The organism is Sinimarinibacterium arenosum (genome assembly GCF_005047655.1).
Taxonomy (GTDB): domain Bacteria; phylum Pseudomonadota; class Gammaproteobacteria; order Nevskiales; family Nevskiaceae; genus Solimonas.
The window spans coordinates 140,973-161,287 of the sequence record NZ_SUKF01000006.1 but is presented as its reverse complement, the minus strand read 5'-3'; the positions used below and the strand labels follow the sequence as shown (position 1 = coordinate 161,287).

13 protein-coding genes and 1 pseudogene are annotated in these 20,315 nt (G+C 64.3%); 8 read left to right on the top strand and 6 right to left on the bottom strand.

Going from position 1 to position 20,315, the window contains the following annotated elements; translation table 11 throughout:
• From E4T66_RS13540 to E4T66_RS13530, 3 genes and pseudogenes are all read left to right on the top strand, one after another.
• Positions 1-2,530: pseudogene (locus tag E4T66_RS13540) on the top strand (hypothetical protein); the annotation flags it as partial.
• 365 nt (positions 2,531-2,895) lie between these two features.
• The gene (locus E4T66_RS13535; RefSeq protein ID WP_169577618.1) at positions 2,896-3,975 is read left to right on the top strand and encodes a GGDEF domain-containing protein; all 1,080 of its coding nucleotides are present in this window, start codon (positions 2,896-2,898) and stop codon (positions 3,973-3,975) included.
• 95 nt (positions 3,976-4,070) lie between these two features.
• Positions 4,071-5,504, top strand: a complete 1,434-nt coding sequence (locus E4T66_RS13530; protein WP_136849586.1) for a diguanylate cyclase — start codon at positions 4,071-4,073, stop codon at positions 5,502-5,504.
• A gap of 23 nt (positions 5,505-5,527) precedes the next feature.
• Here E4T66_RS13530 and E4T66_RS13525 read toward each other — a convergent pair whose 3' ends face one another.
• Both E4T66_RS13525 and E4T66_RS13520 read right to left on the bottom strand, forming a co-directional pair.
• Positions 5,528-6,655, bottom strand: coding sequence for a zinc-dependent alcohol dehydrogenase family protein (locus tag E4T66_RS13525; RefSeq protein ID WP_136849585.1), 1,128 nt, complete (start codon positions 6,653-6,655; stop codon positions 5,528-5,530).
• A 3-nt stretch (positions 6,656-6,658) separates the two neighbouring features.
• Positions 6,659-7,102 carry an acyl-CoA thioesterase gene (locus E4T66_RS13520; protein WP_248679698.1) on the bottom strand — a complete coding sequence of 148 codons (444 nt, stop codon included), beginning with the start codon at positions 7,100-7,102 and terminating at the stop codon, positions 6,659-6,661.
• 138 nt (positions 7,103-7,240) lie between these two features.
• Here E4T66_RS13520 and E4T66_RS13515 point away from each other — a divergent pair, with 138 nt between their 5' ends.
• Positions 7,241-8,875 (top strand): 3-(methylthio)propionyl-CoA ligase, encoded by a 1,635-nt coding sequence (locus E4T66_RS13515; RefSeq protein WP_136849583.1) that lies wholly within the window; start codon positions 7,241-7,243, stop codon positions 8,873-8,875.
• Between the two features lie 135 nt (positions 8,876-9,010).
• Positions 9,011-10,609 (top strand): hypothetical protein, encoded by a 1,599-nt coding sequence (locus tag E4T66_RS13510; RefSeq protein WP_136849582.1) that lies wholly within the window; start codon positions 9,011-9,013, stop codon positions 10,607-10,609.
• 12 nt (positions 10,610-10,621) lie between these two features.
• Here the strand turns inward: E4T66_RS13510 and E4T66_RS13505 are convergent, their stop codons facing one another.
• The 4 genes from E4T66_RS13505 to E4T66_RS21800 all read right to left on the bottom strand — a co-directional run bounded on the left by E4T66_RS13505 (position 10,622) and on the right by E4T66_RS21800 (position 16,133).
• Entirely contained in the window at positions 10,622-10,990 is a 369-nt protein-coding gene (locus tag E4T66_RS13505; RefSeq protein ID WP_136849581.1) for a YidH family protein, read from the bottom strand.
• A gap of 27 nt (positions 10,991-11,017) precedes the next feature.
• Entirely contained in the window at positions 11,018-13,774 is a 2,757-nt protein-coding gene (locus E4T66_RS13500) for an MMPL family transporter (protein ID WP_136849580.1), read from the bottom strand.
• A 35-nt stretch (positions 13,775-13,809) separates the two neighbouring features.
• Positions 13,810-14,667, bottom strand: coding sequence for an outer membrane lipoprotein-sorting protein (locus E4T66_RS13495; RefSeq protein WP_136849579.1), 858 nt, complete (start codon positions 14,665-14,667; stop codon positions 13,810-13,812).
• 146 nt (positions 14,668-14,813) lie between these two features.
• Complete coding sequence (locus E4T66_RS21800) at positions 14,814-16,133, bottom strand: OmpA family protein (protein WP_136849578.1); 1,320 nt, start codon at positions 16,131-16,133, stop codon at positions 14,814-14,816.
• Positions 16,134-16,272: 139 nt separating this feature from the next.
• On the opposite strand from E4T66_RS21800, the gene prfB reads away from it, so the two are divergent.
• The 3 genes from prfB (at position 16,273) to E4T66_RS13475 (ending at position 20,294) form a co-directional block, all read left to right on the top strand.
• Positions 16,273-17,368, top strand: a protein-coding gene (gene prfB / locus E4T66_RS13485; protein WP_136849577.1) for a peptide chain release factor 2 whose coding sequence is annotated in 2 segments (ribosomal slippage) — positions 16,273-16,344 and positions 16,346-17,368 — 1,095 coding nt in all. Because the reading frame shifts where the segments join, the coding sequence is not laid out codon by codon here.
• A gap of 87 nt (positions 17,369-17,455) precedes the next feature.
• Positions 17,456-18,961 (top strand): lysine--tRNA ligase, encoded by a 1,506-nt coding sequence (gene lysS / locus E4T66_RS13480; RefSeq protein WP_136849576.1) that lies wholly within the window; start codon positions 17,456-17,458, stop codon positions 18,959-18,961.
• Positions 18,962-19,133: 172 nt separating this feature from the next.
• The gene (locus tag E4T66_RS13475; RefSeq protein ID WP_136849575.1) at positions 19,134-20,294 is read left to right on the top strand and encodes a Bcr/CflA family multidrug efflux MFS transporter; all 1,161 of its coding nucleotides are present in this window, start codon (positions 19,134-19,136) and stop codon (positions 20,292-20,294) included.
• Positions 20,295-20,315 lie beyond the last annotated feature (21 nt).

Genomic DNA, 20,315 nt, shown 5'->3' with positions numbered 1-20,315 from the left:
CGTCACCACCCTGGATGCGATCACCGCCCCCAACCCGTTTGGTTTCGGCAGCCGTAGCGATGTGGCACTGAACTCCGAGCAGACCAGCAACGACGTCAGCATCGACGGCATCAACACCGATGCACCGGTGAGCGTGACGGGCGGCGAGTACAGCATTGACGGCGGTGCGTTCACGAGCGCGGACGGCACGATCGCGCCGGGCGGACAGGTGCGCGTGCGGGTGATCGCGTCAAGCCAGTTCTCGACCGGTGCCACCGTGACACTGAACGTTGGCGGTGTCGAAGGCAGCTTCGTCGTCACCACGCTGGCGGCGGATACCACGCCGGATGCGTTTACCTTTGGCAGCATCAACGACATTCCGCTCAACTCGGTGCAGACCAGCAACGAGGCCACCATCACCGGCCTCAACACCGACGCGCCGGTCAGCGTCAGCGGCGGCGAGTACAGCATCGACGGCGGCAGCTGGACCAGCGCGGCGGGCACGATCGCAGCCGATGCTGCAGTGCGCGTGCGCGTCACCGCAGCCGGCATGTTCTCGACGCCGGCAACGGCGACGCTGGACATCGGCGGCGTGACGGCGGACTTCACCGTCACCACGCTGGCGGCAGTGACTGATCCGAACGCGTTCAGCTTCGGCAGCGTCAGCGACGTGCCGCTGAACTCGGTGCAGACCAGCGGCGCGGTGACGATCACCGGCATCAACACCGGTAGTCCGGTGAGTGTCGTCGGCGGTGAGTACAGCATCGACAACGGACCGTTCACGGCCGCGGACGGCCTGATCAATCCGGGCCAGATGATCGCGGTGCGCACGACGGCTAGCGGGGATTTCAGCACGGCGGTGACGGTCATTGTGACGATCGGTACCGTGACCGGCACCTATACGGTGACGACGCTGTCCGAGGACCTCACGCCGGACAACTTCAGCTTCAGCGGCGTCACCGGCGTGAACCCGTCGACCGAGCAGACCAGCGATCCGGTGACGATCACCGGCATCAACTCGGCAGCGCCGGTGCTGGTGACGGGGGGCAGCTACAGCATCGACGGCGGCGCGTTCACCAGCGCGCCGGGAACGATCACCAGCGGCCAGCAGCTGCGTGCACGCACCAACGCCAGCCCGGACTACGACACGACGGTGCAGGCGCAGATTGATGTGGGTGGGGTCTCGGCCGGTTTCAGCGTCACCACGCGCAGTGCAGACGGCGCGCCGGACCCGTTCGCCTTTGCGCCGGTGACCAACGCCCAGCTCGGTCGTACCTACACCAGCAACAGCGTGACGATCAGTGGCATCGATCTCCCTGTGGCGATCACCATCGGCGGCGGCAACGGCAGCTACAGCATCAACGGCGGCGCGTTCACGCGCGCGGCCGGCACGGTGCAGGCTGGCGACACGGTACGCGCGCAGGTGCAGGCCGCGACCAGCTACGGCGAAACCCGTCAGGTGGTGGTGACGGTGGGCAATGGTGCCCAGGCGCAGAGCGCGATGTTCCGGGTCAGCACGGCGGATGACGACCTGTCGCCGAACTATCTGAATTTTGGTTCGGTGGCCGACGCTCCGCTGGGCAGTACGCAGACCAGCCGGCGCGTGACGATCAGCGGCATCACCACCGCAGTGCCGATCAGCATCAGCGGCGGGCGTTACAGCATCGACGGCGGTGAGTTCACCACGGGGGCCGGCACGATCAGCGAAGGTCAGACGGTCGTGGTGGAAGCGATCGCTGCGTCGACCTACGCGACCACGGTCACGGTGCAGGTAACGGTGGGGGCCGCGCGTGGCGAGTTCACGGTGACGACACTGGCCGAAGACGCCAATCCGGATGTGCTGGACTTTGATGTCGTGCCGGATGCGCTGCCGGGCAGCGTGCAGACCAGCGTCACGCTGATCGTCAGCGGCATCAACGTGCCGACGGCGATCCGCGTCAGCGGGGGCGAGTACGCGATCGGCGATGGCGAGTTCACTCACGCGGACGGTGAGATCGCTCCGGGTGAGACGCTGACTCTGCGCGGGATCGCGTCGATGCAGTTCGGGGCCACGCAGACGGTGACGCTGACGATCGGCACAATCACGGCCCACTTCACGATCGTGACGGCGGCGGCGGACACCGACCCGGACAGCTTCGTGCTCGGCACGATCTCCGGAGCGGACCCGGACAGCGAGCAGCGCAGCGGCGTGATCACGATCAGGGGCATCAACACTGCGGCGCCGGTCACCATCAGTGGCGGGCGCTACAGCATCAATGGCGGCGCGTTCACCAGCGCGCCCGGCACGGTGGAGGCGGGCGAAGAGATCGTTGTCGCCGTCACTGCGGCCAGCACATCGGACACCACCGTCACGGCGACCCTGAGCATCGGGGCCGTGAATGCGCAGTTTGCGGTGTCGACGTCTACGGTTCTGCCTCCGGTGGAAGTCGAAGGACGCCGTGGCGGCGGTGCGATGGGACCGGGCTGGCTGCTGAGTCTGGCGGCCCTGGCCTTCTGGCGCCGTCGGAGGCCTGCCGGCGTGCTGCGCCGCTCGGGTGACGCCATGCGGTAATGGATGCGACCCGGCGCTGGCTCAGCCTGCTCCCACAGCGCCCGCCGGGTTGCGCTGGCTGGCTCCCGCAAACCGTGACCGGGCGCCTTCGCGGCAGTGCGTGAGCTTGTCGGTGGTTTTGAATCACATTCAAAGTCTTGCGTCTGTGACGCGAGCCGGGCTTGTTTGCCTGGCGTAGCGGATTGCGGCGTGTGGGCGTCCAGCGCGAACGCTCCCGGGGCAAGGTGCTGGCCCCGCGCGCTGCGCCTTTGGGTAGTTCTGGCGCTGACGCTGGTGTTGCTGATCGTGACCGTATGTCGCAACCAGACGGCTTTCGGCTGGAAATACCCGATACTGCGCCCGTGCCCGAGCCAAGATCCGGATTCATGGGGGCAAACCAACTGATGACTGCGGAACCCGAGTCGGGGAAGCCCGGCGCTGTAGTCACGCGTTCGCCCGAAGTGGTTGACGCGTTGCAGCGCAATGCTGCGCGTATCGACGCGGTTTACCAGGCGGCAGAAGTCGTTGGCGACGATGATCCGTCAATGAACCGCCTGCTGCGTATTGCCGTGCAGCTGACCGGTGCCCGCTTCGCTGCTTTTTCTCTGGTGGCTGAAAAGCGTTCCATTGTGAAGGCGTCACTTGGGTTCGCCCCAGACATCGCGGGCCTGATGTGGCCGCTGGATCAGGCGGTGGTTGCCGCCAATCACCTGCTGGCCGGTCCGGAGATCGAGCCCATCGAGTCACCACTGCTGCGTGCATTGGCGCAGCAAGGCATTGCTCCGGCGCACTACGCCGGTATTCCGATCCGGATGCCCAATGGGCTGGTCGTCGGCGTGCTTTCGGTGGTGTGCGCGTCGGATATCGCCATGCATCCGGAATTGCAGAAAGCGCTGGAAGATGTCGGGGCACTCGCGGAGGACTGGATCCTGCTGCGCAGCGCATCGATCGTCGATGTGCTGACCGGCCTGTTCAACCGGCGCTATTTCGAAGAGCTGGTCGCCCGGGAATGGCGCCGCTCACTGCGGCATCTGGCGCCGATTGCGATGCTGATGATCGATATCGATTACTTCAAGGCGCTCAACGACGGTCTGGGGCACGAGGCGGGCGACGCAGCCCTGCGGCAGGTGGCCACCATTCTCAAGGCGCAGTTCCGTCGCGGCGGCGACGTCGTTGCCCGCTACGGCGGTGAGGAGTTTGTGGTGGTGCTGCCAGAGACCACTGCCGAAACCGCCATGGACCTCGCGCGCGCTGCGCTGCGTGCAATTGAGGACGCACAGCTGAAACATCCGGATTCGCCCTACGACGCGCTGACGGTCAGCATCGGCGTGGCGTCTGCAGCGTCTGCGGAGGAGCAACGGCGCGGGCCGATCTGGCTGCTGACGCGTGCGGACCAGGCGCTGTACGAAGCCAAGCGCAAGGGGCGTAATCGCGCTGTGTTCGATCCTGCCAGTGCGTATCGCTGAGTGCCTGAAGCCGGGCGGCTGTTTGGTGACCCGAACAGTTCTGGCCGGTGGGGCTGCGTTTATCGGGGCGGCACGAGCGACTAGACTGAACTGACATGTCGGTCAGAAAAATTCATGCGGCACTGCAATCGATCGCGATCCTGTTGTTCGGCGCGGTGTTGCTGCTGTCTGCGCATTACATGCTGAGCCTCGCGCGTCAGGCGCGTGAATCGAATGTGCGTGACGAGGTGCTCGAAACTGCAGCGGTGGTCCGTGCGCGAATCGAGAGCGAACTGAATGCGACGGTGTTTCTGGCGCAGGGCTTTGCCACCTACGTGACCGCGCTGGGGCCGTTGCCGGATTCGGATGTCGATCAGGCGCTGCGCGCCTTGTACGAATCCGGGCGTCATCTGCGCAATGTCGGTGTCGCGCCGCAGAATGTGATCCGCCACGTTTATCCCCTGGCGGGCAATGAAAAAGCGCTGGGAATGCGCTACGAATCCAATCCGCAGCAGTGGCCTGCGGTGCAACGGGCAATCGAGTCGCGCAGCACGGTGATGGTCGGGCCGATTGATCTGGTTCAGGGTGGCCGCGCGCTGTTGAGCCGAACGCCGATTTTTCTGGCCGATCAGAGCTACTGGGGGATTCTCAGCGTCGCCATCGATATTGATGCGCTGCTCGACGTCGCGGGCATCCAGCGGGCTCCCCACGATCTGGACTTTGCGCTGCGTGGAGTCGACGGGCAGGGGGCGCAGGGCGCCCTGATCTCGGGAGACCCCGGTGTTTTTCAGCACGATCCGGTCCTGATGGAGCTGAAGGTACCGGGCGGGAGCTGGCAATTGGCTGCGATGCCGGCCGATGGCTGGAATCAGCGCCCGGCCGGGGACTGGATCTGGGATCTGCTGGCCTACGGTATTGCCGGGATATTGATCCTGTCCTTGTGGGCCGCGGTGAGGGAGCGGCGGCTGGCGACGCAGGCACGTGATGCGCTCGAGGCCCTGAACCAGCAGTTGTCTGCCGCCAATTACGAACTGGGGCGCTTGTCGGAGACCGATCCGCTGACCGGCGTGCCGAACCGGCGCGGCCTGGATGAGGTGCTGGCGCTGGAATGGCGACGCTGTCGTCGCCACGGCGAGGCGCTGACGCTGATGATGATCGATATTGATCAGTTCAAGGCCTACAACGACGCTTACGGACACATCCAGGGCGACAGTTGCCTGCGCCAGGTGGCCGACGCCTTGCAGGCAACTGCGCAGCGCGCGGGGGAGTTTGTTGCACGCGTCGGCGGCGAGGAGTTTGTGATGGTGTTGCCCGGAATGAATCACGATGGCGCGGTGGCGCAAGCCGAACGCATGCGTGCCGACATCGAAGCGCTGGCAATCCCCAATAGCGGGTCGACGGTGTCCGCCGTCGTGACCATCAGTCTGGGCGTCGCGACGCGGGTGCCCGAATCGACCCTGACCCTAGAAGCGCTGATGGAAGCCGCCGACAGTGCGCTGTATCGCGCCAAGCGCCTGGGCCGCAACCGGGTCGAGATCGCGTCGCTGTAGATAGCGGTCCGGAAGTCCGCCGTCTAATCGATCAGGACTACCTGACGCACGGCTTCGCCGCGCGCGAGGCGGTCGAAGGCGGGATTGAGTTCGTCCAGGGTCAGCGTGTGCGTCAGCAGGCGATCGACCGGCAGGCGGCCGGCGCGGTATAGAGCGATGTAGCGCGGCAGGTCGCGCGACGGCACGGCCGAGCCCATGTACGAGCCTTTGACCGTGCGTTCCTCTGCGACCAGGCTGACCGCCGGGATCGCGAATTGCCTGGACGGATGCGGCAGGCCGGCAGTGATCGTGGTGCCGCCGCGGCGGGTGGCCTGATACGCCTGCAGCAGGGCGATTTCCGAGCCCGCGGTCTCGATCGCATGATCCACGCCGCCACCGGAGTGCTCGCGAATCTGCGCAACACTGTCGCTGCCGGCGAGCACGGTATGGGTGGCACCCAGTGACCGCGCCAGTTCCAGCTTCGACTCCAGCAGATCGACCGCGATCACCGGGTTGGCGCCGGCAGCAACAGCGCCCAGCAGTGCCGCCAGACCGACTCCGCCCATGCCGAAAATGGCAACGCTCTGTCCCGGCGCGACGCCGGCCGTGTTGACCACGCTGCCGACCCCGGTCATCACCGCGCAACCGAATAGTGCGGCGATCTGCGGTGGCAGATCCGGGGCAACGCGGACGGCGGAGCGCGCTGACACCACGGTGTATTCGGCGAAGCCGGAAACGCCCAGGTGATGATGCAGTTCGCTGCCGTTGTCGGTGTGCCAGCGCCGTTGCCCGCTCAGCAGCGTGCCGGCGGTGTTGGCTTCGGCGCCGGGCGCGCACAGTGCCGCGCGGCCTTCGGCGCAGTAGGCGCAGTGCCCGCAGCTCGGCACGAATGCAAAGACGACGGCGTCCCCGCGTGAAAAGCCGTGAGTGTCCGCGCCGCATTCGACGACTTCCCCCGCCGCCTCGTGCCCCAACACCATCGGCATCACCCGGGGGCGCGAGCCGTCAATGACCGACAGGTCGGAATGGCACAGACCCGCCGCGCGGACTTTGACCAGCAGTTCTCCCGGTCCGGGCGGGTCCAGCTCGATCGTTTCGATCGCCAGCGGGCGTGACTCCATATAGGGAGCGGGCAGTCCCATTTCCCGCAATACGGCGGCGCGGACTTTCATGCCTCAGCTCTCCGGTGATTTGATGTGCAGTGCTTCCAGTGCCGTGCGTAACGCCTGCGGCAGCGGGGTGGGGCGGCGCTCGGCGCGATCGACGAACACGTGCACGAACCAGCCTTCGGCGGCGGCCTCGTCGTCGTCCTGCTGGAACAGTGCGATGTCGTAACGGACGCTGGTCCGACCGATTCGCGATACGCGCAGCGCGGCGTCCACCGCATGCGGGAACGCCAGCGCCTTCAGATAGCGGCAATGCGATTCGGCGCAGACGCCGATGACGTCGCCGCGATGAATGTCGAGACCGCCATAGCCGATGAGATAGCTGTTGATCACGGTGTCGAAGTAGCTGTAGTACTCGACATTATTGACGTGCCCGTAGATGTCGTTGTCCTTCCAGCGTGTGCTGATGCGCTGGATATGCGGAAAATTGCTGCGCTGCAAAATATTGGGCACTCGATTCTCCGGCCGATTCATCGGTACGATCCTAACCTTAGTTAGGCATCAAGCCGAGCTGGATTGCGTACGATGGGGCTCGGCAGCTGTTCGCCGTTGTATGCCTGTATGGCCAAAAAATCACGAGGAGATTCGACCATGTCGGTACCGTTGCTGGGACAGATGATGGATGCGCCGCTGCTGCTGTCGGCGTTGTTGACGCATGCCAAGGACTATCACGGCGATACCGAAGTGGTGTCTCGCACGGTTGAAGGCGGCATCCATCGCTACACCTATGCTGATGCCGCGCAGCGCTCGCGCCAGCTGGCCAACGCGCTGAAACGCATCGGTGTGGGTATGGGCGACCGCGTCGGTACCCTGGCCTGGAACGGCTACCGGCATTTCGAGTTGTACTACGCCGTGTCCGGGTCCGGTGCGGTGATGCATACGGTCAATCCGCGCCTGTTTCCGGAACAGGTTGCGTGGATCATCAACGATGCCGAAGACAGCGTGCTGTGCTTCGATCTGACCTTTGCCCCGCTGGTCGAGGCGATTGCGCCGAAATGCCCGACGGTCAAGCACTGGGTGGCGATGACCGACCGTGCGCACATGCCGGCAATCAAGCTGCCGAACCTGCTGTGTTACGAAGACTGGGTCGAGGCGGAATCCGACGAGTACGAGTGGCCGCAGTTCGACGAAAAAGCTGCATGCACCTTGTGCTACACCTCAGGCACGACGGGCAATCCCAAGGGTGTGCTGTATTCGCACCGCTCGATGATGATTCACACGATGTCCGGTGCTGTGCCTGACGTGTTCAATCTGTCGGCGCGCGACTGTGTGTTGCCGGTGGTGCCGATGTTCCACGTCAACGCCTGGGCGGTGCCTTACGCGGCGCCGATGGTCGGGGCCAAGCTGGTGTTTCCGGGGGCGGCGCTGGATGGTGCAAGTCTTCATGAATTATTCGAATCCGAGGGCGTGACCTTCTCCGCCGGTGTGCCCACGGTATGGCAGGGACTGCTGCAGCATCTGCAGGCCAACAAGCTGAAGGTCTCGACGCTGAAGCGCTGTGTGATCGGTGGTTCGGCCTGTCCGCCTGCGCTGATGAAGACCTTCGAGCAGGACTATGGCGTCAAGATCCATCACGCCTGGGGCATGACTGAAATGTCGCCGCTGGGCACGTTCAACCAGCTCAAGAACAAGCACCTGAAGCTGTCGGCCGAGCAGCAGTTCGCGATCGAAACCAAGCAGGGCAGACCGCCGTTCGGTGTGCAGCTGAAGATCGTCGATGCCGACGGCCGTAGTCTGCCGCGCGACGGCCATGCCTTCGGCGATCTGCTGGTCAAGGGCTACTGGATCGTCGACCGTTACTTCAAGGGCGACAAGAGCCCGTTGCAGGATGGCTGGTTCCCGACTGGCGACGTCGGCACGCTGGATTCCGACGGCTATCTGCAGATCACCGATCGCTCCAAGGATGTCATCAAGTCGGGCGGTGAGTGGATCAGCTCGATCGATCTGGAGAACGTGGCCTGTGCGCATCCCGGTGTCGCGCAGGCAGCGGTGATCGGCGTGCATCATCCGAAGTGGGACGAACGTCCGTTGCTGGTGGTGGTGAAGAAACCCGGCGAAGAGGTCGATCGTGACGCGCTGCTGGCGATTTTCCCGGATCGGGTGGCCAAGTGGTGGATTCCGGACGACGTGGTGTTCGTGTCGGAGCTGCCGATGACCGCAACCGGCAAGATCTCCAAGCTGCGCCTGCGAGAGCAGCTCAAGGATCATCGCCTGCCCGGCGTCTAGCACTGCGGAGGTCCGCGGCAGGCGGCAGGCCGAGGAGAATGTCAGGGTTATTTCGGATATCAGGTCGTAATGCTGGCGTGCTAGCGTTACGGCTGCGGTATTCTGGCCGCCTCTCCAAGTTGATCCCTGTTCGACATGATCGGATTCAGACTCCTGTTGCCTGCATGCATGGTGGCGCTGCTTCTTGGTGCGTGCGGGGGAAGCCAGACTTCGTCCGAACCGGGCGGTTCGTCCTCCGGTGGCGGTTCCGTTACGCCGGTCGGTGACGCCGATACGGAGACCTGGCGCGCGTTGCAGAGCTATCTGAAGGTCATCAAGACCTCGTCGGACTTCGACGAATGCTTCACCAACACTCCGCAGACCGAGCCCTGGCAATGCGCACGTGGCCCTCGCACCGGCACCGCCCTGGGCAAGGCGGTGCACACTTGGCTGATGTCGGAGTTCCGTGCAATCCCGGAATTGCGCGCCCTGCAGACCCAGGAGTTCGAACTGCCGATCTTCAAGCCAGTTCGCTATGGTCTGACGGTGGAGACGGCCGACGGCGTCGAATCGATTCCGGCATTCCCCTGGTACTACCGCGGGATCACTACGCGGGATGGCGTGACCGGCGCGCTGGTGGATGTTGGCGACGGCAGCCTGATCCCGCAGCTCACCAGCGGCGATCTGAGCGGCAAGATCGCGATGATGAATATTTCGCTGACCTTGAATTCGGAGGACGGCCAGGCAGCGAATCAGCTGGCGCAGTTGCGCGCCAAGGGGGCGATTGCGGCCATCGTGGGCACCGATGCGCCGGGCAACGAGATCGCAACGCAGAACTACGACATCGCGGACGGACTGCGGGCACTGCCGACGGTCATCGTCGGTCAGCAGGACCTGGCACGTCTTCGCGCGATGGAAGGCAATGCCGCGACACTGACCGTGGCCGCTGGGTATCTTGCCGGGACGAACTCGGTGCCGGCTTCGCTGATCGGTCAAACCGGCTATTCGCGCAATACCATCGCGGTGCTGCCCGGCGCGGACAGCAACAACATCGTCGTGGTTGGCACGCCGTTGAACGGCTGGACCTCGGTGGGCGGTGAGCGCGGACCGGGCGTCGGCATGCTGGTGTATCTGGCCCGCTATTTCGCCGAACGCGCGCGCACCGAAGGGCCGTTGCCGTACACCCTCTGGTTTGTTGGCACGGGCGCCCACGAAATCTACGGGTTCGGCCTGAACCGTTTCCTTTCATGCTTCGACAAGGACCGGATTGTTGCCTACGTGCACCTGGGTTCGGGCTTGGTCTATCCCGGCTATACGGAACCGCTGCTCGGCGACGGACATCCGACGCCGACGGGTGGCATGTCGCAGACGCGAACACTCGCGATCTCGGAGAATTCGATGCTGCAGGCGATCACCGGGCCGGCGTTTTCCGATCCTGTGCTGCAGCCGTATTTCACCATTCCGCCGTCGCTGTTCGTGCCGGGTGAGAACCGTGGTCCGTATGCGCAGGGCATTCCGACCGTTGGCATGAATGGCGCCAATGCCTATTTCCACACGATGCTTGACGACGACACGCAGATCTTTCGTGCTGCCTTGGGGCCAATGGCGCTGGCGTTCCGTCAGACCGTGGATGGACTGCTGAATGTCGATGCGGCGGCGCTGCGGCGTGCCAATTTGCTGGCGTCAACGATCGGAGCGTCGATGCAGGACGTCGCTCGCTATTGGAGCTGTGCGGGCGAAATCAGCGTGCCTTGAGTTGCAAACGGTTTAGCCCTGCGCGATCAGGTAAGTCGCGACCACGCCGCCGAGCAGGGCGGTGAGCCATATCATCGCCGGCGCCAGCGGCAGCCAGTAGTGTGATGGCACGTCGCTGGCGGAGATCGTGCGCAGCAGGCGCTGATGCTGCACCGACGCCAGCACCGCCAGCACGGTCGCAGCGAGGATGAAGCCCAGGCCGATCAGGTGCGCCCACGGGGCTTCGGAGGCGACCGTGGTCTGACCCTGCGCGTGCAGAAATTTCACGAACAGCCCGAAGCGTTCAATCAGAAAGCCAAAACCCATCAAGGTCAGGCAGCTGCGCTGCCATGCCAGCAGAGTGCGCTCGGCGGCAAACAGCACGCGTGGATCAGAGGTCATGGCAAAGGCTCCACTGCCGCAGGGGTATCAGCTCGGGACCGGCTCGGTGCTGGCGCGGCGCTCGGCCTGCAGCCGGTTCAGGTTCAGAAACACCCGCGCGGCGACGCGCGGATACTGGCGGCAGATGCGCTCCTGATCGGCGTCGTCGAAGCGCAGCAGACGCGCATCACTGACGGTATCGACATTGGCCATGCGTTTCTGGCCGAAGTACCCCACCTCACCGACGACGGCTCCGCGTGACAAGGTGTTGAGATGCATTTCCTGGCCGTCGCGTTCAATCCAGACCCGCAGCGAACCATCGATGACGACGTAGATGTCGCCTGCGGGATCGCCGGGGCGACCGTCGCCGCAGTCATCGCCCTCGCTCATCAGCCGGGTGCCGGCCGGTACCGTCTGCAGGTTGGCCATCAGCGCGAACACGCGGGCCTGCCGCGTGCTCAGGCCTGACAGCAGCGGGATCGTTTCCTGGACGTCGGCACCGAGATTCACGCGCAGCGTGTCCCACAAGGTCACGATCCGTACGCCGCTCATGAAGGCCGGAGTGATCAGCACGTCGACCAGCCAGGCCGCGACCAGGGTCAAGGCGGCGAGCCATCCAAACACGACCTGGTTGTGCAGGTCGCCGGTGATCAGCACCAGAAAGCCGAGCGCGAGAACGGCCTTGGTCAACGTGACTGGGCGCAGCACGGCGGCCAGGGCGACAACCGCGCCGCGGGACTCGGAGGCCTTGTCGCGTGCGGCGTTGTTGAAGCGGGCGAGATAGTGAATGGTGTCGTCAACCGCGAGGCCCAGGACCAGGCACTCGACCAGGCTGGTCGTTGCGTTCAAAGTGATTCCGCTCAGGCCCAGACCGCCAAAATAGATCGCGGTTTGCAGCAAGGTTGGCAAGGTGGCCATCAGGCCGATCTTGAACGACGCGAACTGTAACGCCAGACAGGCATAGATCAGCAGCAGCGCGAGCACGATGCTCTGCAACTGGCCGGCGGTGACGACGTCGACCGACTCCGTGACCAGCACCGCTTCGCCGGCGACCTTGGCCACCAGTGGTTGCGGCAATGCCAGCAGCTGGGGCTTCAAGTGTTGCAGGAATGCGTCGACCTCCACGGTTTCATCGACCGTCAGGCGCAGGCGGATCTGTGTGGCGGAGCGGTCCGCATTGACCATCGCGCGCAGCGCGTTGCTGTCGCCGAAGAACAGCAGTTGCTCGATGCGGGTCTGCTGCTCCGGCAGGGTGCCGGTCGGCGCGTTCATCAGCGTCTGATTGAGCACGCGCAAGTGGTCGGGCAAGCCCACCACTGCGCCGACCTCGGGTTGCTTGCGCAGCCAGTCCTGCAGCCGGTCCAGCGCAGCGACCATGTCCGGATCGCTGAGAACATTGCTGGCGTAGCCGTCGATCAGGATATTCATCGGGGTCACGCCGCCGAGTGCGGCATTGGCCGCTTCATAGTCGACGCGCACACGGGCTCCGGGTTCGAAGACGCCGATAAACTGATCGCCGACATGAACACGGCTGCCTGCGGCGAGGGCGGCCACCAGCAGCATGCCGGCGACGGCCAAGATCTGGCGCCGGTAGCGGGTGTCGAAATTGCCGAGCCGGATCGCCAGACGCTCGAACAGATCCGGTCCGGATGTTGGGCGGTGGCGTGGACGCGCGAAGACATGCAGCAACGCCGGCGCCGTGACCAGAGCAAGCACGGCGGAATAGATCACCCCGAGTGCCGACAGCACGGCAAAGTCACGCACCGCGGGTAACGGGCTGATGCACAACGCCAGCAGGCCGATCATCGTGGTAAATGCGGTCAGTGCAACCGGCGACGACATCGACCGCAGCAATTCCAAGGTCTGCTCGGCACGCGTGGTGGGCTTGGTCGTGCGCTGCAAGGCGTCGAATTCGGAGACGATGTGTGCGCAATACGCCAGCCCCATGGTCACGACCAGGGGGGGCACCAGGCAGGTGATCAGGTTCAAGCTCAGGCCGAGAGCCGCCATCGTGCCCAGAGTCCACAGCAGCGCGATCGAGACCACCGTCAGCGGAAGCGCTACGCCGCGGATGCTGCGAAACACCAGCGTCAGGAATGCGGACATCAACACGGCGATCGCGGGAATCACCCATGTCAGCTGATTGATCACGGCGTCGCTGGTCGCGGCACGTAACACTGGCGCGCCGGTCACGTGGACCTGGACCGTCGGTGTCGTGTAGCGCTCAGCGAGATCGAGGATGCGTTGAGGCAGACCCAGCGCGCGCAGTTCGGAATCGTCGTCGCTGCTGAGGTCGGCGACGATCGCGGTGGCGCGGCTGTCGCCGGCGACCAACTGATCCCGGATCAGCGGATTGGCGTGGATCGCGGCGCGTTGTTCCGGCGTCACGGGTGTTTCGCCGACGCGCTCGAAGGTCAGCGTACTGTCGCTGCGTCGGGGCAGCGCGGTGTTGGTCAACGACTGTACCGATTCGATTCCCGGAACTGCATTCAGATCGCGCGTCAGCGCGCGGACAGTGTTCAGGGCCTCCCCGGCGAAGATGTCGGCGGCACGCACCACCACGACCACCTGCTCACGATGGCCGAAGCGGCGCTTGATCTCGTCCTCGGTTGCCTGCGCCGGAATCTCCGGCACCACCAGGGTGCGCACCGAGGAATCAATGCCCAGCCGAAGATGTCCATCGCGTGGATCGACCAGCTGTACCGTTGCCAGCAGCGTCAATGCCGCTGTAGCCAGAAGTGCACCCCATGGATGGCTGACCATCCAGCGCCGTGGATGCCACCGGCGCGGATCAAGCCCCCTCATGCGCGCTGAACCTCAGGTGGCGGCGCGGGTCCGGATCAGTCGTAGGGCTCGAAGAAGCGGCCGGCATCGAACATCCATTCCGGCAGATGCTCCAGCAGCGTGAAGTCGCTGAGTTCGATCACGGTCTTGCTGCCGGCCGCGTGGTTGCTCATCGTGTAGCCGAGTACAACGGAATAATCGTCCAGCGTGATCAGCGAAGTGGCGTCTGCGCTCAGTGTCTTCACCGGAGTACTGCCCTTGGCGAAGAATTCGCTCTTCAGCAGCACGCAGGTCGCTTGATCGACGTAGGAGCGTACCGACTGATAGCCGGAGGCGTCGGCATCCGCGTCGGTATTGAGGACATAGACCGGCCGCTGATCGATCTTGGCGTCATCGACGCGCTCGGTCTTGCCCTGGAATAACAGACCCAGAACCTGCTTGATTTCACCGTAGCTGAAGTCCGTTCCCCACAGCGGCTCGGACATGTTCTTGCCGGTGATCTGTACTGCGTTCTCTACGTTGGGCAGATGGAAGTACACCTCTTCCTGCGCGCCGTCCTGCAGCAGCAGATAGCTCGAACCGCGCATGGCCACCGGTTCCAGCAGTCGCAGCTGTACGCGGGGCTCCTGCGTGGCCGTCGGCTTCCAGTACAGCTTCATGCGCAGGCCGTGGCTGCCTCCTTCGCGATCGGTCACTTTGACGTTGAGGTCGCGCAGCGCGCCGCTCTGAACCAGGTTGTGGCTCATGCATGCCTGGATATCGGTCAGTGTCGCGTCGGCCGGATTCAGGGCCGGCTTCGTTTCGGCCGCGCTGGCTGTGTATGAGGACGCAACACCTGCGGCAGTCAGCAGGCTGAGGGCGAAAGCGCGCCGCATGCCCGCAACGGCGGGGCCAAAAGTCGATGTGCGATTCATGTTGGTTCCCTGGTTGGTGCAACCGGCGCCACGCGAGACGGCGGATCGTTGAGCAGCATCCGGGCCATTGTTCAGGTGCGGCGCAATGGCGTCAACAAAAAAGCCCGCCGGCGAGGCCGGCGGGCTGATATCGGACTGCGAACGGGTTACTCGACCACGCGCAACTCGACGCGACGATTTTCTTCACGGCCGTCTTCGCTGTCGTTGAGAGCGATCGGGCGCGACTCGCCGTAGCCGACCGGGGTCATCCGGCTGGCGTCGACGCCGTGGCTCGACAGATAGAGCTTCACTGCGTTGGCGCGACGTTCCGACAGACCCTGGTTATAGGCGTCGGTGCCGATGTTGTCGGTATGGCCTTCGATTTCCACTGCGATGCCGGCATAGGCATTCAGGGTTTCGGCGACGCTGTTGAGAATCTCGCGCGCCTCCGGCGTCAGGCGATCGGAATCGAACTCGAACTTGACGCCCTTGAGCACGAAAGTCTGCTCGACGGCGCAGCCATTCTCGTCGATCTGCTCACCGGCACGGGGCAGTCGGCAATCTCCGACCAGGGCACAGCCGTTCTGCAGCACCTTGGCGCCAGCCGGGGTGTTGGGGCATTCGTCGATGTCATCCGGGACGCCGTCACCGTCGGCATCGACGGCGCAGCCCTGGGCGTTGACCGTCGTGCCAGCCGGGGTGTCCGGGCACTGGTCGAGCCGATCCACCACACCATCCTTGTCAGCGTCGTTTTCGCATCCGTTTTCGTCGACGATCGCGCCGGCCGGAGTATCCGGGCACTGGTCGCTGACGTCCGGTACGCCGTCGTTGTCGCTGTCGGTGCTGTCCATGGCGACCACTTCGGCGCCGTCCTTTGCGGTCTCCACCGGCGTGACGCCGAGCGGGAATAGCAGGCCGACGTTGAATACGCCGTCGGTAAAGGCGCCGTTGCCCGGATGGACGCCGGCTTCCTTGCGATCATGCTGATCGGTGCGATAGCGCCCTTCGGCGCGGATCATGATGTAGCGGTTCAGTGGCAGCAGATAGCCAGCGCCGATGTCGAAGACAGTCGACTCGAAGTCCGGAATCGCCCCGGGATGATCGTCGGTGCGGCCATACATCAGCGACAGCAGCGTATAGAAGTTGGGGCTGCTGTCGAACAGGAAGATCAGGCTGCTGACGCCGACACCCTTGAATTCGACGCTGTTGTCGGTGCCGTCGGACGGATCGCCCACGGAGCCGAAGGCGGTCAGCTCCAGCGCCATGCCATTGGTGACTTTCTTGCCAAACGACATGACACCGCCGATGGCGTCATCCACGCCGCGATCCTTGTCGGCATAGGTGTACGAGAACATCGGGGATACATAGTAGTGCCGGCCGTTCAGCGCCTGTGCCGCGACTGCATCGTTATCCTGCGCAAGCACAGGAGCTGCGCCGAACAGAGTCACCAGCAACGCAGACACACCCCACCATTGGCGTCGTTTCATCGTTCTCCCCCTAGAGTCTGTTCCACGCCGGGAACGTCAATCGGCGAACTATAACAGCGGCTTGCGTCTTCGTCTCGACTTCGCGCACAGCGGCGTCGGCGGGGCTATAATTCGCGCCCTTCGATTTCATTGAACCGCAATGGAACCCCAGCATATCCGCAATGAGGTGACGGCCCTGCGCGCGCGTTTCGACGCGCTGCGGGGCTATCTTTGACTACGACAACAAGCGTGACCGGCTGGTTGAGGTCAACGCCGAATTAGAAAGCGGTGAGGTCTGGAGCAACCCTGAGCTCGCTCAGAACCTGGGTCGCGAACGCGCGCGGCTCGAAGATGTCGTGCACCCGCTGGAGCGCGCAACCGCCAGCCTGGCCGACGCGCTGGAGCTGCTGGAGCTGGCGGAGGGCGAAAACGACACCGCCACGGTTGACGAGATCGCGCGCGATCTGAAGCAACTCAGCGAGATGGCTGAGACGCTCGAATTCCGCCGCATGTTCAGCGGCGAGCTTGATGCGAGCAATGCCTATCTGGACGTCCAGGCCGGCTCCGGTGGCACCGAGGCGCAGGACTGGGCCGAAATGCTGCTGCGTATGTATATCCGCTGGGCTGAAGGCAAGGGCTTCAAGGTCGAGCTGATGGAACGCTCCGACGGCGAAGTGGCCGGGATCAAGTCGGCAACGATCTTTGTCGAGGGCGACTATGCCTACGGGTGGTTGCGTACCGAAACCGGCGTGCATCGCCTGGTGCGCAAGTCGCCGTTCGATTCCGGCAACCGGCGGCATACATCCTTCGCAGGCGTGTTCGTTTCGCCCGAAGTCGACGACAGCTTTGAGATCGAGATCAATCCGGCGGACCTGGAAGTGGATACCTTCCGTTCCAGCGGCGCCGGCGGGCAGCATGTCAACAAGACCGAGTCGGCGATCCGCATCAAGCACATGCCGACGGGCATCGTGGTCGCGTGCCAGACCGAACGCTCGCAGCATGCCAACCGTGATCGCGCGATGAAAATGCTGAAGGCCAAGATGTACGAGGCCGAAATTCAGAAGCGCAACGCAGTGAAGCAGGCGGTCGAGGATTCCAAGAGCGACATCGAGTGGGGCAACCAGATCCGCTCGTATGTGCTCGACCAGTCGCGCATCAAGGATCTGCGTACCCACGTCGAGATCGCCGACACCCAGAAGGTGCTCGACGGTCATCTGGACCCATTCATCGAAGCGAGCCTGAAACACGGGCTCTGAGGCCCGGAACGGCGGGATCGGCATCAGCATTGCAGTGCGATGCTGCCGATCCGCCTTTCATGCCCTTGGACCCGCGGAGAACACGTAGTGACCGAACAACACCAGCCGCCGCAGCTCGACGAAAACCACATCATCGCGACCCGCCGAGAGAAGCTTGAGCGCATGCGCGCCGAAGGCGGCGCCTATCCGAACGATTTCCGCCGAGACACCCTCGCCGAATTTCTGCACGGCAGCTATGGCGAAGCCGAAGCCGCGGTGCTGGAGGGCGAGACCACGATGTTTGCACTCGCCGGCCGCCTGATGGCCAAGCGTGTGATGGGCAAGGCCAGCTTCGGCCAGCTGCAGGACATGTCCGGCCGCATCCAGATCTTCGTGCAGCAGAACGCGGTTGGCGAGGCGGTCTACGATCAGTTCAAGCATGCTGACGTCGGCGACGTGCTGGGCGTCACCGGCACCGTTTTCAAGACCAAGACCGGCGAGTTGTCGGTCAAGGTTGCGACCTTGCGCGTGCTGGTCAAGGGGCTGCGGCCGTTGCCGGAGAAGTGGGCAGGCCTGACCGATACCGAAGTGCGTTATCGCCAGCGCTATCTGGATCTGATCGTGAATCCGGAGGTGCGCGCCACGTTCGAGAAGCGCGGCAAGGCGGTGCGCTTCATCCGCAATTTCCTCGACACGCTCGGCTTTGTCGAGGTCGAGACGCCGATGCTGCAGCCGATTCCCGGCGGCGCCACCGCGCGTCCGTTTGTGACGCATTACAACGCTCTGGGTCGCGACTTCTACATGCGTATCGCGCCGGAGCTGTATCTGAAGCGGCTGGTCGTCGGCGGCTTCGAGAAGGTGTACGAGATCAACCGCAATTTCCGTAACGAAGGCCTCAGCACCCGGCACAACCCCGAGTTCACCATGCTGGAGTTCTACCAGGCCTATGCGGACTATCAGGACGCGATGGATCTGGTCGAAACGCTGGTGCGCGACGTCGCCATCACCGTCAACGGCGCCGGACAGCTGAGCTATCAGGGTCGCGACTACGACCTCGACAAGCCGTTCAACCGCTGGACCATGAAGGAAGCGGTACTGCGCTACAACCCGGGGCTCGATCCGGCCGTGCTGGAAGATCGGGAGCAGCTGGCGGCTTTCGTCAAGTCGGTGGGCGGCGATGCCAAGCCCTCGTACGGCCTCGGCAAATTGCTGACCGAAGCGTTCGAGCAGACCGCCGAGGAGCAACTGCTGGATCCGACCTTCATTACCGAGTATCCGACCGAGGTGTCGCCGCTGGCGCGCTGCAATGATGCCAATCCGGAAATCACCGACCGCTTCGAGTTGTTCATCGGCGGCCGCGAAACGGCCAACGGTTTCTCCGAGTTGAACGATCCGGACGATCAGGCCGCGCGGTTCCATGCACAGGTTGCGGCCAAGCATGCCGGTGACGACGAGGCCATGGTGTTCGATGCTGACTATATCCGCGCGCTGGAATACGGCCTGCCGCCTGCCGCCGGTGTCGGTCTGGGCATCGACCGGCTCGTGATGTTCCTGACGGATTCGCCCAGCATCCGCGATGTGCTGTTGTTCCCGCAGATGCGACCCGAAGTCTGAACGTGAGTCTGTCTGCGCAGGGCGTTCGGGTGGGGCGACGGTTCCATCCGTTCGCCGGGCCAGCCTGGTCACGGGTACGCGGTGAAGCGCCCGGCGCGCGCCCGCAGATGCGTCCGCAAGTGTGAGCTCTGCCGGGCACAGCGGATCCGCTGGAGCGCATCGCCGCTGGGTGATGATCATGGGCATGATGGTTGCCATCGGCCCGATGACGATCGACATGTACCTGCCGAGTCTGCCTGCGCTGCAGGCGCACTTCGGCGTTGATGCCGGAGCGGCGCAGCTGACCCTGTCGGCGTACTTCCTCGGGCTGGCGATCGGGCAGATCGGCTACGGTCCGGTTGCCGACCGTTTCGGGCGACGTGCGCCACTGCTGTTCGGACTGTGTCTATATACGCTGGCGTCGTTGCTGTGCGCGCTGGCGCCGGACATTCTCTCGCTCAGCCTGCTGCGGTTCATCCAGGCCATCGGCGGCTGCGCCGGCATGATCGTGACCCGCGCGATGCTGCGCGATCGCTTTGAGCAGCAGGAGATGGCGCGCATCCTCTCGGCGATGGTGCTGGTGATGGGGGTGGCCCCGATCCTTGCTCCACTGGCGGGTGGGCAGATTCTGGTCTGGTTCGGCTGGCAGGCGATCTTCCTCGCGCTGGCCGTGTTCGGGGTACTCAGCTGTGTCGCGGCCTACACCGGCTTGCCGGAGACGCTGACCCAGCGCGGCAGGCCGATCGTTGCGCGTGAGGTCATGCACAACTATGCGCGCCTGCTCGCGCACCGCCGCTTCATGGGTTACGCGCTGTCCGGCGGTATCGCCAGCGCCGGTATGTTTGCCTACATCTCCGGCTCAGCGTTCGTCTTCATCGAGGTATTCCATATCACGCCGCAGCGCTTCGGCCTGTTTTTCGGTGCCAATGCCTTCGGTCTGATTGTGGTGTCGCAGCTAAACAGCCGGCTGTTGCTTCGATTTCGTGCGGAGCGTGTTCTGCGTGCGGCGTTGATGTGCTTTGCTGGCAGCGGCGTGGTGCTGGTGGCAACCGCGGCGACGGGTTTTGGCGGGCTGTGGGGCGTGGCGCTGCCTTTATTTGTCTGCATCAGTTCGCTGGGCTGCAGCTTTCCCAACGCCACTGCCGCGGCGATGGCCCCGTTCGGCGACCGCGCCGGTCTGGCCTCCGCGTTGATGGGCACCTTGCAGTTCAGTGTCGCCGCAATCGCCGGCGCGGCGGTCGGCCAACTGCATGACGGCACGGCGATGCCGATGGCGGTGGTGATCGCCGCCTGCGGTCTCACGGCGTTGATCTTGCTGCGAGTCCTCGTGGGCTCGCCCAGCGTTGCCCCGTAAAGCGTCGCGAATCACTACACT

What these genes read in the sequence shown, in the direction of transcription:
- E4T66_RS13535 (WP_169577618.1), top strand. Translation starts at nt 2,896, where the DNA reads ATGGGGGCAAACCAACTGATGACTGCGGAACCCGAGTCGGGGAAGCCC.
- E4T66_RS13530 (WP_136849586.1), top strand. Translation starts at nt 4,071, where the DNA reads ATGTCGGTCAGAAAAATTCATGCGGCACTGCAATCGATCGCGATCCTG.
- E4T66_RS13525 (WP_136849585.1), bottom strand. Translation starts at nt 6,655, where the DNA reads ATGAAAGTCCGCGCCGCCGTATTGCGGGAAATGGGACTGCCCGCTCCC.
- E4T66_RS13515 (WP_136849583.1), top strand. Translation starts at nt 7,241, where the DNA reads ATGTCGGTACCGTTGCTGGGACAGATGATGGATGCGCCGCTGCTGCTG.
- E4T66_RS13510 (WP_136849582.1), top strand. Translation starts at nt 9,011, where the DNA reads ATGATCGGATTCAGACTCCTGTTGCCTGCATGCATGGTGGCGCTGCTT.
- E4T66_RS13505 (WP_136849581.1), bottom strand. Translation starts at nt 10,990, where the DNA reads ATGACCTCTGATCCACGCGTGCTGTTTGCCGCCGAGCGCACTCTGCTG.
- E4T66_RS13500 (WP_136849580.1), bottom strand. Translation starts at nt 13,774, where the DNA reads ATGAGGGGGCTTGATCCGCGCCGGTGGCATCCACGGCGCTGGATGGTC.
- E4T66_RS13495 (WP_136849579.1), bottom strand. Translation starts at nt 14,667, where the DNA reads ATGAATCGCACATCGACTTTTGGCCCCGCCGTTGCGGGCATGCGGCGC.
- E4T66_RS21800 (WP_136849578.1), bottom strand. Translation starts at nt 16,133, where the DNA reads ATGAAACGACGCCAATGGTGGGGTGTGTCTGCGTTGCTGGTGACTCTG.
- E4T66_RS13475 (WP_136849575.1), top strand. Translation starts at nt 19,134, where the DNA reads ATGATCATGGGCATGATGGTTGCCATCGGCCCGATGACGATCGACATG.